The 14,955-nt window shown below is 67.4% G+C and carries 9 protein-coding genes; 4 read left to right on the top strand and 5 right to left on the bottom strand.

The features are described from left to right. Positions 1-88: 88 nt before the first annotated feature. Positions 89-814, bottom strand: coding sequence for a GNAT family N-acetyltransferase (locus tag W930_RS0124665; protein ID WP_023595142.1), 726 nt, complete (start codon positions 812-814; stop codon positions 89-91). Positions 815-920: 106 nt separating this feature from the next. Between W930_RS0124665 and W930_RS0124660 the strand changes: the two genes are divergently transcribed. Next, positions 921-2,474, top strand: coding sequence for a PLP-dependent aminotransferase family protein (locus W930_RS0124660; protein ID WP_024788840.1), 1,554 nt, complete (start codon positions 921-923; stop codon positions 2,472-2,474). Between the two features lie 15 nt (positions 2,475-2,489). Here the strand turns inward: W930_RS0124660 and W930_RS0124655 are convergent, their stop codons facing one another. The 3 genes from W930_RS0124655 to W930_RS0124645 all read right to left on the bottom strand — a co-directional run bounded on the left by W930_RS0124655 (position 2,490) and on the right by W930_RS0124645 (position 10,038). Further along, complete coding sequence (locus tag W930_RS0124655) at positions 2,490-2,954, bottom strand: DUF3757 domain-containing protein (protein ID WP_023595140.1); 465 nt, start codon at positions 2,952-2,954, stop codon at positions 2,490-2,492. 317 nt (positions 2,955-3,271) lie between these two features. Beyond that, positions 3,272-4,531 (bottom strand): MFS transporter, encoded by a 1,260-nt coding sequence (locus W930_RS28795; RefSeq protein WP_023871818.1) that lies wholly within the window; start codon positions 4,529-4,531, stop codon positions 3,272-3,274. A gap of 281 nt (positions 4,532-4,812) precedes the next feature. Next, positions 4,813-10,038 (bottom strand): NAD-glutamate dehydrogenase, encoded by a 5,226-nt coding sequence (locus tag W930_RS0124645; protein WP_028731388.1) that lies wholly within the window; start codon positions 10,036-10,038, stop codon positions 4,813-4,815. 159 nt (positions 10,039-10,197) lie between these two features. On the opposite strand from W930_RS0124645, the gene dbpA reads away from it, so the two are divergent. Together dbpA and W930_RS0124635 are read left to right on the top strand one after the other, a co-directional pair. Continuing rightward, a complete protein-coding gene (gene dbpA, locus W930_RS0124640) occupies positions 10,198-11,610 on the top strand; it encodes an ATP-dependent RNA helicase DbpA (protein ID WP_023871820.1) in 1,413 nt (470 codons plus the stop codon). Positions 11,611-11,836: 226 nt separating this feature from the next. Beyond that, positions 11,837-12,448 carry a hypothetical protein gene (locus W930_RS0124635; protein ID WP_023595136.1) on the top strand — a complete coding sequence of 204 codons (612 nt, stop codon included), beginning with the start codon at positions 11,837-11,839 and terminating at the stop codon, positions 12,446-12,448. A gap of 57 nt (positions 12,449-12,505) precedes the next feature. Here W930_RS0124635 and W930_RS0124630 read toward each other — a convergent pair whose 3' ends face one another. Further along, positions 12,506-13,465, bottom strand: a complete 960-nt coding sequence (locus W930_RS0124630) for a LysR family transcriptional regulator (protein WP_023871821.1) — start codon at positions 13,463-13,465, stop codon at positions 12,506-12,508. A gap of 223 nt (positions 13,466-13,688) precedes the next feature. Here W930_RS0124630 and W930_RS0124625 point away from each other — a divergent pair, with 223 nt between their 5' ends. After that, positions 13,689-14,945 carry a D-amino acid dehydrogenase gene (locus tag W930_RS0124625; RefSeq protein ID WP_023871822.1) on the top strand — a complete coding sequence of 419 codons (1,257 nt, stop codon included), beginning with the start codon at positions 13,689-13,691 and terminating at the stop codon, positions 14,943-14,945. The last annotated feature ends 10 nt before the right edge of the window (positions 14,946-14,955 follow it).

Raw genomic sequence — 14,955 nt, 5'->3', positions numbered from 1 at the left:
GGCGGGCCGTTTGTCTTCGCCAGCTCGCCTGAACGCGCCCGTCAGCTTGCGGTCGTGCCAGCCGTAATACGTGCGGTAATGCCCGCGTCTACACCCGCGCCGCGGCGATCAACGCGGCGAGTCCCGCGCGCTGCCGGCCCTCGGCATCGAAGTTCTCCGGCGAGAGCCACTGCTCGAAGCCGCGGCTGATGGCAGGCCATTCCCCGTCGGTCATGGCAAACCAGGCCGTATCGCGGCTGCGGCCCTTGTATACCGTCGCCTGCCGGAAGATGCCCTCGAACGTGAAGCCGTAACGCGCCGCCGCTCGGCGCGACGGTGCATTGAGCGAATCGCACTTCCATTCGTACCGCCGGTAACCCAGTTCGTCGAACGCACGGCGCATCAGCAGATACTGCGCCTCGGTCCCCGCCCGTGTACGTTTGAGCAATGGCGAATACGCCACGTGCCCCACTTCGACCACGCCATTGGCCGGATCGATACGCATGAGCGACAGCGTGCCCACGGCCTTGCCCGTCGCCAGGTCGATCACAGCGTGGTGCAAGGGATCGGTCGACACCGCCTGTCGGGTCGCATGCGCGTAATAGGTGTCGAAGTCCGGAAACGGCCCCGTGGTCATGTACGTCCAGTCTCGGGTATCCGGAGCGCTCGCGTAGGCCCCGTACAAGTCCTTTGCGTGGCGCTCGACGTCGATCGGCTCGAGCCGGCAGTAGCGCCCGCCGATCGGTGTGCGCGGCGGCAACGCGCGCGGCGTCCAATCCGGCATCGGCGGCCCGATGGGTTGATCGAATTCGTTGAAGTTCGGCGCTTCGGTCATCGCTTCCTCACTGGAGATGGATGGGTCATCGCTGTCTCTGACGTCAAAAGTATCGGTTCAGTGGTACGATGAAAAGCACCACTCGCGAACAATCTCTTGGTGCCACATGAATCCCAAAGCGGCTGCGCCCTTGCACGAACCCGTTCCCGAAAACGTCGCCGCGCTCTTCGACAGTCCGTTGAGCGTCGGTGCCGGGCGCGGCACCTCGCTGCAAAAGCAACTGCTCTCACGGCTCAAACACGCCATTCTCGAGGGGCGCCTGCCGGCCGGTGCGCGGCTGCCTGCCTCGCGCACGCTCGCTGAAGATTTGTCCGTTTCCCGAAATACGGTGTCGATCGTCTACGACCAGCTCGCTGCGGAAGGTTTCATCGTGCCGCACCGGCTCGGCACGCGTGTGGCGCACCTGTCCATCGATCCGCAAATCGCGGCAGAAGCCGCCGAGGCGGCCAGGCAGAGGACCGTCGCACCGTTGCCGCCGTCCGATTCGGAAGCACCGCCACTGGCCTCGCGCCGCCTGCAACGCCTGCCGGCCACACGTCATGCCGCGCGCGCCGGCGAGTCACCGCTCCCCTTCACCCCGGGCGTGCCCGCGCTGACGCGTTTTCCGGCCAGTACGTGGCGGCGCACGCTCGAGCGAGTCATGCGCGAGGCACCGCCGCGCCTCTATCACTACGGCGACCCTCTGGGCGAGCCCGCCCTGCGCGAGGCCATCGCGGGCCACCTGCGCATCTCGCGCGGCGTGCGCTGCGACGCCTCGCAGGTCGTCATCACCGAAGGCGCCCACGAGGCGCTGATCCTTTGTGTACGCCTGCTCACCGATCCGGGCGACGCCGTCTGGATGGAAGATCCCGGCTATCGCGGCGCCAAGGCCGCCTTTCATTCGAGCGACGTGCGCCTGCACGCGCTGCGGGTGGATGACGAAGGCATCGTGATTCCCGATGGATGGTGGGAACGCATGCCGCCGCGGCTCGTGTACGTCACGCCGTCGCACCAATATCCGCTCGGCAGCGTGCTCTCGGCCGCGCGACGGCTCGACCTGATCGCGCAGGCGCGCCGCCATGGCGCCTGGATTCTCGAAGACGACTACGACAGCGAATTCCGTCACCAGGGCGAACCGATCGCGGCCATGCAGGGGATGGTGCCCGACGCTCCCGTGGTGTACGTGGGCACATTCAGCAAGACGATGTTCCCGGCGCTGCGCCTGGGCTTCCTGATCCTCCCGCCGTCCTTGCTCGCGCAAGCCCGCGATGCCCTCGACGAATTGCTGCGCGGCGGCCATCGCTTCGAACAGCTCGCGCTCGCGGACTTCATTCGCAGCGGCCAGTTCGCGCGTCACCTGGGCCGAATGCGACGACTGTACCGGGAGCGTCAGAGCGCATTGCGCGACGCGCTCTCGGCACACTTAGGACCGAGCTATGCGGTGATCGGCGAGCGCTGCGGGCTGCACCTCACGGTGCGTCTGGACCCGGCGTTCCCCGACAAGGCCATCGTGGCGGCGGCGCAGCGCGAAGGGATCGGCCCGCGGGCGCTGTCGAGCTTTGCGCTCGATCCGCAACCGGCGGACAACGGGCTGGTGATCGGCTACGGAGACACGGACGCCGCCCGCATCCCCGGCCTCATCAAACGACTTGCGGCGATCGTGGCGTCGCAAGCCGCTTAGGTAAGGTCAATACCGTCAATCGCTCCGGGGACGCGCCGCCGGCGCGAACACGCAGCGCTCCGGTTTCGCCGCCTCGCAAACAAACACCGTCAGACCGGCGAACGACGTTTGCGTCCAACTCGTCGGCCCCGACGGCAGCCTCACGGCGCGGTCCTTTGACACAGGCTCGTAGAGCACATCGAGTTCGCCGCTGACGTCGAGCTTGTAGACGCACTTCTGAAGGCGGACTTCGTCGCCCTCGCCAATCGCCAACGCGTTGACGAAGCTCACGACGCGCCCGCGCGCGCCTTTGGCCAGTGGGGCGGCGCGCCACTCCCCCTCGGCTTCCAGCAACGGCTGTGTGAATTCCTCCCCCTTGCCGCCGATATCCTCCATCGACGGACAACGCTGCACGCCGACCTGGACGCCTGCATGCGACGGCGTCGCCACGACCATCAACGCCGCCAGCAAGGCGGCCCAAACCAGTTCACGGTGTTCCATCGTCATCTCCCGAAGCATTGAATGCCGACGCGACGCCAACGACGCGCACGTCGTACGCACTGCGCTGCACTACGCCGATCGAGGCGGTTGTACGTCCGTTGACTTCGTACAGCGAATTCGATTTAAGGCGCGTGCGTGCGGAGAGACTTCAGAAAAAGAGCCGCGCGTGTCGGGATCGCGGCAGCGTTAAGGTGCTTTGGGAGATTGCATTGGCGTGGCGATGCGTCGCGCCCAAAGGCCGCGCACCGGGGGTACGGCGCACGTGGCCGCTGGCAAGCGACGTCGCGACCGGGGAAGTCGCGGCGCGCGGACGGTCGTCAGGAAGACGCGGCCGAAGAGGTTGCGGCACGGGCTGGCCGATGGCCCGCCGGCTCGGCGTCGTGCGCCTCGCTCGCCGCGACGTTGCGCGACATCCACAGCGTGAGCAACACCGCCGCGATGGCCGCAATGGCCGCGCAAAGGTAGACCTGCGCGTATCCGTACGCGCCAACGATCAGGCCGGCCACCGGACCGGTAACGCCCAGTGCCACGTCGAGGAAAACGGAATACGCGCCCAATGCCGCGCCGCGATTCTGCGCCGGCACACGATTGACGGCCGCGACCCCCAGCGACGGAAACACGAGCGAGAAGCCCGCGCCGGCCAGCGCCGCACCGAGCAGCGCGGTGAAGCCCGTGGGCGCAATCCCCAGCACGATGAGGCCAAAGGCTTCGAGCGCGAACGAAGTCATCGCAACGCGATACCCGCCGAAACGGCCGATGCTGTTGCCAAAGAGCAGGCGCACACCCATGAAGCAAAGACCGAACGCCGTCAGGGCAAGCGCGGCGTGATCCCAGTGATGGCTGGCGTAGTGGAGCGTGATGAACGTCGAAATGGCCCCGAAGCCGATCGAACCCAGCGCAAGCCCCATGCCGAATGGCATCACGCGACCGAGCACCGCGCGGAATGCGAGCCGTTCGCCGTGAATGACCGGCGTTGCGCGCTTCAGGCGCGCCAGCGCCAGGCCAACGACGCCGGCCAGCGCGATCGCACCGCCGAGCGCCTCGATCCCGTAGGCATTGTCGAGCGCCACGCCGAGCGGCGCGCCCAGCGCCAGCGCGCCATACGTCGCCACGCCGTTCCACGAGATGACCCGTGCGGTGTGCGACGGCCCGACTTGCCCAATGCCCCACATGATCGCGCCCGTCGACACCCAGCTCTCGCCGAAGCCCAGCACGAGGCGCCCGAGAATCAGGGTGATCAGGGACAGCCAGGGCACACCGGAGACGAGTCCGCCGAGCGACACGAGCAAGCCCGATGCACCGCATGCGACCAGTCCGCAAAGGACCGTGCGCTTGGGCCCCCAGGCATCGGCCGTTCGACCGGCGTACGGCCGCGAGAGCAGCGTCGCGAGATACTGAACGCTGATGGCCAGCCCCGCGATCACGGAACTGTAAGCGAGATCGACGTGCACGAACGACGGCAGCACGGCGAGCGGCAGGCCGATCGTCAGATAGCAGAGGAACGTGAAAAACACGGTGGAGACGATCTGCAACGTCGTGGCGAACTGTCCGTTCGCAGGGCGGGTATCGTTGGGCATTTCGCGGGATCAGGAATCGACGAAACCCCAGGACGCATCGAGACGTACGACGGGCAAGCGTTCGTACGGGTCGATGCAATCCTAGGGTTTTCCCGGATGATACGCCGTTTCGCGTCTTTTGTGTAAACGCTTAAAAGTTACCTGACGACGGTTTTGCGGGGCGACGTGGACGCCGGGCCCGCCCGCACGACACCCTCGCGGGACACCGCCGGGCACGACGGGCACCACATCGGCCCGCCGCGGGGTGACTGCCGGCGTCCGCACGCGATTCAACGCTCCATTCAGCGCCCGACTTCGGCAAGCGCCTTGAGGCTCACCGAGAGCATCGCCAGATCGGCGCTCCCCGCCGCAACCTGATCGGCCAGCACGCGGTGGTAACGGGCCAGCGCATCGGCATGCGCCTTCTGCCAGTGCGCAACCAGACGGCCCGCTGGCGTCGCATCGGCCGCTTCGCTTAGTTCGCTCACCTCGCTTACCTCGCTTGCCTCGCCCCGCCCGGCGCCACGGCTCCCCTCGCGTTTCGCCTTGTCTGCGCCCTCGGCTCCTTCCTTCCCTTCCTCCCCTTCCGCCCCTTCCGCCCTCTCGGCCGCCCTCGCCGCCCGCACGTCCTCGCCCACGGCCGCGTCGCGCGCCAGCACACTCGCCGTCAACCGCCGCCGCAACACCGACAGCTCCTCGAGCAACGTGGCGCGCGCGAGCCGTTGCCAGTGCGTCTGCATCGGCAAGCCGAGCACGCCCGACTGAAGCCAGCCGTAACCCAGCGGCGCGGCGAGCGCGAAGTACACCTGCGCCGCGAGCGCCGGTTCGCGACCGCAGGTGCTGGCCACCTCGGCAATGTCGAGCAGTGCCACACGGGCGTCGATGTCCGCGGCCGTCCGCGCCAGCTCGGGCGGCACGCCCGCGTCGATCAGGGTCCGGCAGCGCGCGCTTGCGGCGTCGGCGGCCTCGCCGCTCACGAGCCCATCGAGCGCGGGCAGCATCGGGTCGAGCACACCGCGCAAACGCTCGACCGTTTGCGGTACATCGCTCAGGCGGCGACGCAGGAACCACAACGTCGCCTGCTCATGCCACTGCGACACCGCGGCAAACAACGACGCCTGTGTCTCGTGCGACACGCGCGCATCGAGCGCGTCGATCTCGCGCCACAGGGCGTCGAGCCCGTAGGCGCCGCGCGCGGCCAGACTGGCACGCACCACGTCGGCCGGGTCGGCCCCGGTCTCCTCGCTGAGCCGATGCACGAACGTCACGCCCGCGCGGTTGACCAGCGCGTTGGCATGCATCGTGGCGAGGATCTCGCGCCTGAGCGGGTGACGCTGCATTGCCGCGCCGCACCGGCTCGCCAGCGGCGTGGGGAAGTACGACGGCAATCCGTCGGCCACGAACCCGGCGTCGGGCAGATCGCTCGCGAGCAGCACGTCGTAGAGCCACATCTTGCTGTATGCCATGAGCACGGCGCGCTCGGGCGAGGTGAGCCCCGTGCCCGCCGCTCGACGCGCGTCGAGCGCTTCGTCGTCCGGCAGGAACTCGATGGCGCGCGCCAGCCGCTGCGCGCGCTCGAGAAAGCGCATGAAGCGCGCCTCGTCGTCGAGCGACTGCGGCGCGCGCAACCTGCCCAGCGACAACGCCTGTGTCTGCAGGTAGTTGTCGCGCAACACCAGCGCACCGACTTCGTCAGTCATCTCGGCAAGCAGACTATTGCGCTGCTTGAGCGTCATTTCACCGTCGGTGACGACAAGCCCCAGCAGAATCTTGATGTTGACTTCGTGATCGGAGCAATCGACGCCCGCCGAGTTGTCGATGGCATCGGTGTTGATGCGCCCGCCGTGCTGCGCATACTCGATGCGGCCAAGCTGGGTGAGGCCCAGATTGCCGCCTTCGGCCACGACCTTGCAGCGCAACTCGCCCCCGTTGACCCGCAGGCCGTCGTTGGCACGATCGCCGACCTGGGCGTGCGTCTCGCTGCTCGCCTTCACGTACGTGCCGATGCCACCGTTGTAGAGCAGATCGACAGGCGCCTTGAGCAGCGCACGCAACAGGTCGTTGGGCGCCATTTCCGTGGCGTCGGTGCCGATCAGCGCGCGCACCTGCGGCGAGATCGGGATGACCTTGGCCGTGCGAGGAAAGACGCCGCCGCCTTCCGAGATCAGGCGCGTGTCGTAATCGGCCCAGCTCGAGCGCGGCAACTGGAACAGGCGCTCTCGCTCCGCAAACGATGCCGCCGCGTCCGGCGCCGGATCGAGAAACACATGACGATGGTCGAACGCGGCCACCAGCCGGATATGCCGGGAGAGCAGCATGCCGTTGCCGAACACGTCGCCCGACATGTCGCCGATGCCCACCACCGTGAAGTCCTGCGTCTGCGTGTCGACGCCCATCTCGCTGAAGTGCCGCTTCACCGACTCCCAGGCCCCGCGCGCGGTGATGGCCATCTTCTTGTGGTCGTACCCGACCGAGCCGCCCGATGCGAAGGCGTCGCCCAGCCAGAAGCCGTATTCCGCGGAGATGGCGTTGGCGTAATCGGAGAAGGTCGCCGTGCCCTTGTCGGCCGCCACGACGAGATACGGGTCGTCGCCGTCGATGCGCACGGTCTGCTTCGGCGGGACGAGTCGGCCGTCGACATAGTTGTCGGTGAGATCGAGCAGCCCGCGCAGGAACGTCTGGTAGCACGCCACGCCTTCGGCCAGATAGGCGTCGCGATCGCCCGCCGGCGGCGGTTGCTTGACCACGAAACCGCCTTTGGAACCCACGGGCACGATCACCGTGTTCTTCACCATCTGCGCCTTGACCAGACCCAGCACTTCCGTGCGGAAGTCTTCCCGGCGATCCGACCAGCGCAAGCCGCCGCGCGCCACGCGACCGCCACGCAGGTGCACGCCCTCCACGCGCGGCGAATAGACCCAGATCTCGAACATCGGCTTGGGTTCGGGCAGTCCCGGCACCCGGGACGGATCGAACTTGAACGACAGATAGGCCTTCTGCGTGTGGCCATCGCCGGTCGTCTGGAAGTAGTTGGTCCGCAACGTCGCTTCCAGCACGCCGAGGAACTGGCGCAGGATGCGGTCCTCGTCGAGATTCGGCACGTCCTCCAGCGCGGCGTGGATTTGCCCGCGAAGCTGTTGCGCTTGCGATGCACGCGCGTCGTCGCCCCGCGTCGGATCGAAACGCGCCAGGAACAGGCGCACCAGCATGCCCGCGATCGCCGGATTCCCGGTCAGCGCGCTCTCGATGTAGGCATTGCTGAACGTCGAGCCGACTTGCCGGATGTACTTCGCATACGCACGCAGGATACGCACCTCGCGCCACGTCAGCCCGGCTTGCAGCACGAGACGATTCAGATCGTCATTCTCCACGTCGCCCGCCCAGATGCGCGCGAAGGCGTCTTCGAATCGCGCCCGGGCGTGTTCCAGGTCGACGTCGGCGCCATCGAGGCTCGTCATGCCGAAGTCGTGCATCCAGACGACGCCTTCGCCTGCGGGCTCGATGCGATAGGGACGCTCGTCGTTCACCCGCACGCCGAGGTGTTCGAGCATGGGCAGGCTGCGCGAGAGCGCGATAGGCTCGCCCGCCTGATAAATCTTGAAGCGCAGCGTGCCCGCCGGGGCTTCGAGCGGGCGGTAGAGCTGCATGGCCAGCGGCCTGGCGCCCGACGCCGCGGCGGGCGAGGGAGAGGGCGAGGGCGAGGGCGATGCCGCCACGAGCAGCGGTTCGATCAGTTCGACGTCGCGCACCGCGACGCGCGCGGCATAGTCCTCGCGATATCCCGCGGGAAAGGCCTGCGCGTAGCGCCGCAGCGCGCGCGTGCCACGCTCCTCGCCCAGTTGCTCGCGCAGGGCGTCGGCAAGATCGTCCTGCCAGCGGCGCGTGGCCTCGACGATGCGCGCCTCCAACTCGTTCACGTCGACGTCCGGCACCTTGCCCGGCTGCGTGCGCACCGTGATGTGAATGCGCGCGAGCATCGACTCGGAGAGCTGGGGAGTGAACTCCACGCTCGTGCCGTGGTATGCCGCGAGCAGCAAGTTCTGCACGCGCACCCGCAGATCGGTATTGAACTTCTCGCGTGGCACGAACACGAGGCACGACACGTAGCGGTCGAAGCGGTCGCGCCGCACGAACAGCCGCGTGCGCTGGCGCTCCTGCAACCGCAAAATGCCCAAGGCGATGTCGGTGAGTGCATCGACGTCGATCTGGAACAGTTCATCGCGCGGGTACTGCTCGAGGATCGTCACCAGCGTCTTGGCCAGATGACCGTTCGGCAAGAAGCCGGTGCGCGCGATCACTTCCGCGACCTTGCGCCGCACGAGCGGAATCTCGTCGACCGGCACCATGTAGACCGTGGAGGTGTACAGGCCGAGAAACCGCCGCTCGCCGCACACGTTTCCATGAGCGTCGTAACGCTTTACACCGACGTAGTCGAGATAGCCCGGGCGATGTACGCTCGCACGCGAGTTCGCCTTGGTCAGGAAAATCGGCGTGGTGGCCTGCACGATGCCGATGGCGCCGGGCGACAGACGGGTCACGTCCGGCGTGGCGGCATCTCGCCGCGACTCGCGCAGCACGCCCAGGCCCGTGCCCGCCACGCCCTGCAAACAGGGATCGCCGTCGCGCACGACCAGTTGGTAATCGCGATAACCCAGGAAAGTGAAATGCCGTGCGAGCATCCAGTCGAGAAACGCCTGCGCTTCGTCGATCTCGGAACGCTCCTGCGCGCTCACAGCCGCGTGCTGCGCCCGTTGCGCGAGCGATTCGATGGCGGCTTGCGCCGCGGCCTGCATGGCGCGCCAGTCTTCCACGGCGGCGCGCACGTCGCCAAGCGCGCGTTGCAGGCCCTCGGCCAGCGCCTGGATACGCTCGGGCTCGGAGAACCGATCGACTTCGATGTGGATATACGATTCGAAACGGCTGCCGTCCGCCGGGGCACCGTTGCCGTCATGCGCCCCTGCGCCATTGCCGGACGCCGCGCCGCCCGCGCCCGGTGTCAGCAACGCACCGGCGCCACCAGCTGTGACCGACGCACCCTCGTTGTCCGCGCCGGCCGTCGTGCTCTCGCCCGCCGAAGCCGCCCGCCCCGGCCCCGCGCCCGGCGCCACGGCCAGGCGCTTGCCAGACGCGTCGCGCCGAAGCCGATAAACGGGGTGAAACGCCGAATGCAGGGCGAGCCCCTGACGGTTGATCTCCATCGTCACCGAATCGACCAGGAACGGCATGTCGTCGTTGACGATCTCCACGACCGTGTGGCCGCAATGCCAACCGTGCTGGTCGAGCGTGGGATTGTAGATGCGGATGCGTGGCTCGCCACTGACGAACTTCTGGCCGAGCTGCCAATGGGCCATCGCCGCGCCGTATAGATCGGCGACACTGCGCGAGACGACGTCGTCGGCGTCGGCCAGTCCGTAGTAATGCCGCACGAACGGTTCGAACAGGGCGGCCACGTCGGGCGCGCGCTCGCGCGCCATTGCGACGACTTCCGCCATGTGCTGGCGGACCTTCTCTTCCGGATTCGCGGGCATGGGCAACCTCTGCGGGAATGGACGAGACTTCGGGACATGCGACGATATCGACCAGGCACGGCCATGCTACGCCCGGCGGCCCCGGACTGGCAACGGCGCAAACCCCGAGCCCCAGGACGGACCCGCGTCGGCCCGTTCCCCTGCCCGGTATAATTGCGCATGAACTCAAAAGCCACCGACTCGCGCAACGACAGCGCCCCCTTCTCGAGCCTGCCGCTCTCGCCTGCCATGCAGGAGAACCTCGCACGGCTCGGTTACGTCTCGATGACGCCCATCCAGCAGGCGTCGCTGCCCGACATGCTCGCCGGCCACGACCTCATCGCGCAGGCCAAGACCGGCAGCGGCAAGACTGCCGCGTTCGCGCTCGGCCTGCTTCAGCGCGTCGACGCCCGCGATTTCGCCGTGCAGGCCGCCGTGCTCTGCCCGACCCGCGAGCTCGCCGAGCAGGTCGCCCAGGAGGTGCGCCGCATCGCGCGGGCGGAAGACAACGTCAAGGTGCTCACCCTGTGTGGCGGCACGCCGATTCGGCCGCAGGCGGAGAGTCTCGCGCATGGCGCGCACGTGATCGTCGGCACGCCCGGACGCATCATGGACCACCTGGAACGCGGCACGCTCTCGCTCGCCGGCGTCAAGACCCTGGTACTCGACGAAGCCGACCGCATGCTCGACATGGGCTTTTTCGACGATATCGCCACGGTCGCACGCCAAACCCCCGCCTCGCGCCAGACACTGCTCTTCTCGGCGACGTATCCGGAAGGCATCGGCAAGCTCGCGCAGCGCCTGCTGCGCGCGCCGCGCGAAGTGCGCCTTGAAGAGAAGCATGACGCGAGCAAGATCCGCCAACGCTTCTACGAAGTGGACGATAACGAGCGCCTGCACGTCGTGGGTCGCCTGCTCGATCACTTCCGCCCGGTGAGCACCATTGCGTTCTGCAACACGCGCGCGCAGTGCCGCGATCTCACCGACGTGCTGCGCGCCGAAGGCTTCCATGCGCTCATGCTGCATGGCGAGCTGGAGCAGCGCGAGCGCGATCAGGTATTGATCCAGTTCGCCAACCGTAGCTGCTCCGTGCTCGTGGCGACCGACGTGGCCGCACGTGGGCTGGATATTGCCCAGCTCGAGGCAGTGATCAACGTGGATGTGACGCCCGACCCCGAGGTGTACGTGCACCGCATCGGCCGCACCGGCCGCGCCGACGAAGACGGCTGGGCCTTCAGCCTCGTCACGATGAACGAGATGGGCCGTGTGGGCAATATCGAAGCCGCGCTGGGCCATGAAGTGCCGTGGCACAAGCTCGACGAGCTCACGCCGTCGGGCAGCGGCCATCTGCTGCCACCGATGGTGACGATTCAGATGCTGGGCGGCAAGAAGGACAAGATCCGTCCCGGCGACGTGCTCGGTGCGCTGACCGGAGAAGCCGGCTTCGCCGCGTCGCAGATCGGCAAGATCAACGTGCTCGACAACTTCACGTATATTGCTGTGGAACGCGACATCGCACCGGTGGCGTTGCGAAAGCTGAGCGACGGGCGTGTGAAGGGCCGCAAGGTCAAGGTAAGATTCCTGCAGGACTGAGATTCGGGCGCCTGGCGGCGTTTTCGGGCGTGCGCGTCTTGCCCGGCACGGACCGGCCCGTCGCACGGTGCCCGCCGGATGTCTTGCCGCTTCAGTCGATCCGGTCAATCCGTTCGTACCGTTCGTAGCACTCGTACCATTCGTAGCACTCGTACCATTCGTACCATTCGTACCATTCGTACCGTTGGAATCGTCCCCGAGCGCCAGGCGCGACAAGGAGGCTGCAATGAGGTCGTTTCGCACCCTGTTGTTTTCGCCTCTCGCGCGGCGTGCAGCGCTCGCCGCGCTGGCGTCGCTGAGCGCCGTCTGGCTCGCCGCCTGCAGCACCAAGGGCGTGCCGCCCAACCCCGCCCTCACCGAAGACACGCTCGACGAATACGCGCTCGTGATCGTCGGGCTCGACACGCCGCTGCGCAGCACCTGGGGACCGTGGAGTTATTCCGATGACTCGCAAACGGTCAACGGCATCGTCGGCGCAAAGCTTATCCGCACGCTCAACGCCAATCCGCCCACGCGCGGGTTCATCGCCATGCGCGTCTCGCCGCTCATGCGCAACGAGCGTTTCGGGCCGATGGAATTCACCCCCGCCGACAACAGTTACCGCTTCCGCTACTGCAAGGGACGCAAGGTGCCGACCGTCAATGTGCGCCGCGGCGACGTGATCTACGCGGGCACGCTCATGCTCGACAGTCACGACGGCAAACTCTGGTTGCGCACGGCGTTCGACATGGCCGGCGCGCGCCGCTTCGTGCAAGCCAATTACCCGTCGCTGGCCGACAAGCTCCAGCCGCAGCCGTTTACCTACCTGGAAGTGAGGAGCGAACCGAGTTGCCGCTGAGGCCGCGCGCTTCGCCACCCGCTGAAGAGCGATGCACGTCGACGGCGGCCGAGGGGCTCAGCCTTCCTCGGCGACGCCGTTCGGCGCCAGCACGATCTCGCGACCTTCGCACAGGGCGTCGGCCCGCTCGCTGAGCTCCGTGGCCACATCCGCGAGATGACGCCGCAGCGTATCGGCGAGCACCGACTCGGGTTCGTGCGACGGGCGCAGCATCTCCACGGGGAACACGATGGCGGGCGCCACGCGATACAGGCGCTGCGCCTGCCCGTTCGCGCTCGCCGCCGTGAACTGGTCGAGCAGCGCATACCCCAGGCCATGCTCGACGAGCGCCGCCGCGAGCGAGTACGTCTGCACCATGACCTCCGCATCCTGTAGCAGTTCGGTCTGCTCCAGACGCTCGTTGATCAGCGCACCGAGCGGCGTGTCGTCGTGCAGCTTGATGAGGTCGCGCCCGACCAGCGCATCGGCGCTCGCCGGGCCGCGCCGCGCGAGCTTCGGCCACACGGCCGGTACCGCCAGCACGATGTGTCCCTGCGCCACCGGACGGCTCACGATGCCGGCCGCCATCGGCGGCGCGGACACGATGCCCACGTCGACCGACGACGTGAGGATCGCGGTGATCATTTCGGTCGTGTGGTGGGTGATGAGTTCGAAGACGACATCGGGGTGTGCGCGCCGCATGCGCTCGATGGCCGCCGGCAGAAGGCTGTGCGCCAGACTCGGCGTGGCGGCAATGCGCAAATGCCCTATGCCGTGCTGACGCAGATTGCGCGACGTGGTGCGAAGGCGCTCGAGGTCGCTGAAGATACGCTCGACGTCGGGGTACAAGCGGCGCGCCTCCGCTGTCGGCACGAGGCGCCCCTTGACGCGATCGAACAGCTTGAAGCCGAGTTGCTGTTCGGCGTGCTGCAATACGCGCGAGACGACCGGTTGCGATACGTTGAGCAATTGCGCCGCGCCGCTGGCGGAACCCGTCAGTACCACCGTGCGAAACGTCTCGATATGCCGCAATTTCATGCCTGACGTCGTCCCCCTGTCCCCAAGCGCGAATCGGCGAGGCCGCCGACCCTATACCCAAAAGACATATGCTGCCTCAAATCCGCATAGGTTACCGAATTTTCTCGCTCTACACTGCGTAGCAAAGGTGGTGCGGAAGGCCCGCCGCGAGGCGCCCCCGTCCCCGGCGGAGCATATTTTTCCGCCTTGCATTCCCCTGCGTTTTTGGTTGTCATTCATCGTCATGCATATTGGAGTCATCGGGGCGGGCGTCGTCGGCCTCGCCAGCGCGTATCAGTTGCTTCGCGCAGGCCACGAGGTCACGGTCATCGACGCCGCACGCGGTCCGGGTCTCGGGACCAGCTTCGCCAACGGCGGCCAGTTGAGCTACGGCTACGTGTCGCCCCTCGCCGCCCCCGGCGTGCTCTCGCAACTGCCCTCGCTGCTGTTCTCGCGCACGGGGCCGTTGCGGATCAAACCCTCGTTCGATCCGGACTTCTGGCGGTGGTCGATCGAGTTCGTCAAACATTGCAATGCCCAGGCCAACGCCAGCTCCACGCTGCGCCTGCTCTCGCTCGGGCTGCACAGCCGCGAGGTGATGCTGGAGTTCCTGGCGAGCGAATCGGTGTCGTTCGATTACCGGCTGAGCGGCAAGCTCGTGGTGTATCGCGACGCGGACAAGCTCGCTGCCGCGGAGCGCTCGCTCGAACTGGCCAACGGGCTGGGCTATGCGCAACGACGCGTGGACGCCGCGACCTGCGCCGAGCTCGAACCCGCGCTCGCCAAGATCGCGGGCGAGCTGGCCGGCGGCATTCATACGCCGGGCGAGGGGACCGGCGATTGTCAGTTGCTGTGTCAGGCGTTGGCACGGCTCGTCGGCGAACATTCGCGCGGCGCACTGCTGTACGAGCGCGAGGTCACCGGTTTCGACGCGCGCGGCAACACCGTGCGGGCGATCCGCACCCGTTCGGGCGATGTGACGGTCGACGCGTGCGTGGTCGCCAATGGGCTGGCAGCCATGCCGCTGCTGCGCACCGTGGGCGAGTCGGTGTCGCTGTATCCGCTCAAGGGCTACAGCCTGACGTATCGCGGCGCACCGCCGCAAGCCCGCCCGCAAGTGTCGGTGACCGATGCGGACAACAAGGTCGTCTATGCCAGTCTCGGCGAGCACCTGCGCGTGGCGGGCATTGCCGATCTGGTCGGCTACGACTATCGCATTGCCGCGCACCGCATCGACGCGCTGCGCACGTTGTCGGCGGGATTGTTCCCCGCGCTGCGCGGTGCGGACGCGCCGCTCGAGTGGACCGGCATGCGTCCGGCAACGCCGCATGGCCGCCCGATTCTGGGGCGCGCGCATACGCTGGGCAATCTGTGGCTGAACGTCGGCCACGGTGGCCTGGGTTTCACGTTGTCGATGGGCGCCGCGCGCGTGATCGCCGACGCGATCGACGGCAAGCGCCCCGCTGTCGATCTGGCAGGGTTTGCCCGGCTGGCCGGGTGATTTTTGGTCG

This window comes from Pandoraea sp. E26, from assembly GCF_000681415.1.
In the GTDB taxonomy this organism is placed as follows: Bacteria; Pseudomonadota; Gammaproteobacteria; order Burkholderiales; family Burkholderiaceae; genus Pandoraea; species Pandoraea pnomenusa.
The sequence above is the reverse complement of the archived record's forward strand: the minus strand, read 5'-3'. Positions and strand labels throughout refer to the sequence as shown.

Excerpts from the sequence above, each read along its gene's own strand:
- W930_RS0124665 (WP_023595142.1), bottom strand. The coding sequence starts at position 814 with ATGACCGAAGCGCCGAACTTCAACGAATTCGATCAACCCATCGGGCCG.
- W930_RS0124660 (WP_024788840.1), top strand. The coding sequence starts at position 921 with ATGAATCCCAAAGCGGCTGCGCCCTTGCACGAACCCGTTCCCGAAAAC.
- W930_RS0124655 (WP_023595140.1), bottom strand. The coding sequence starts at position 2,954 with ATGGAACACCGTGAACTGGTTTGGGCCGCCTTGCTGGCGGCGTTGATG.
- W930_RS28795 (WP_023871818.1), bottom strand. The coding sequence starts at position 4,531 with ATGCCCAACGATACCCGCCCTGCGAACGGACAGTTCGCCACGACGTTG.
- W930_RS0124645 (WP_028731388.1), bottom strand. The coding sequence starts at position 10,038 with ATGCCCGCGAATCCGGAAGAGAAGGTCCGCCAGCACATGGCGGAAGTC.
- dbpA (WP_023871820.1), top strand. The coding sequence starts at position 10,198 with ATGAACTCAAAAGCCACCGACTCGCGCAACGACAGCGCCCCCTTCTCG.
- W930_RS0124635 (WP_023595136.1), top strand. The coding sequence starts at position 11,837 with ATGAGGTCGTTTCGCACCCTGTTGTTTTCGCCTCTCGCGCGGCGTGCA.
- W930_RS0124630 (WP_023871821.1), bottom strand. The coding sequence starts at position 13,465 with ATGAAATTGCGGCATATCGAGACGTTTCGCACGGTGGTACTGACGGGT.
- W930_RS0124625 (WP_023871822.1), top strand. The coding sequence starts at position 13,689 with ATGCATATTGGAGTCATCGGGGCGGGCGTCGTCGGCCTCGCCAGCGCG.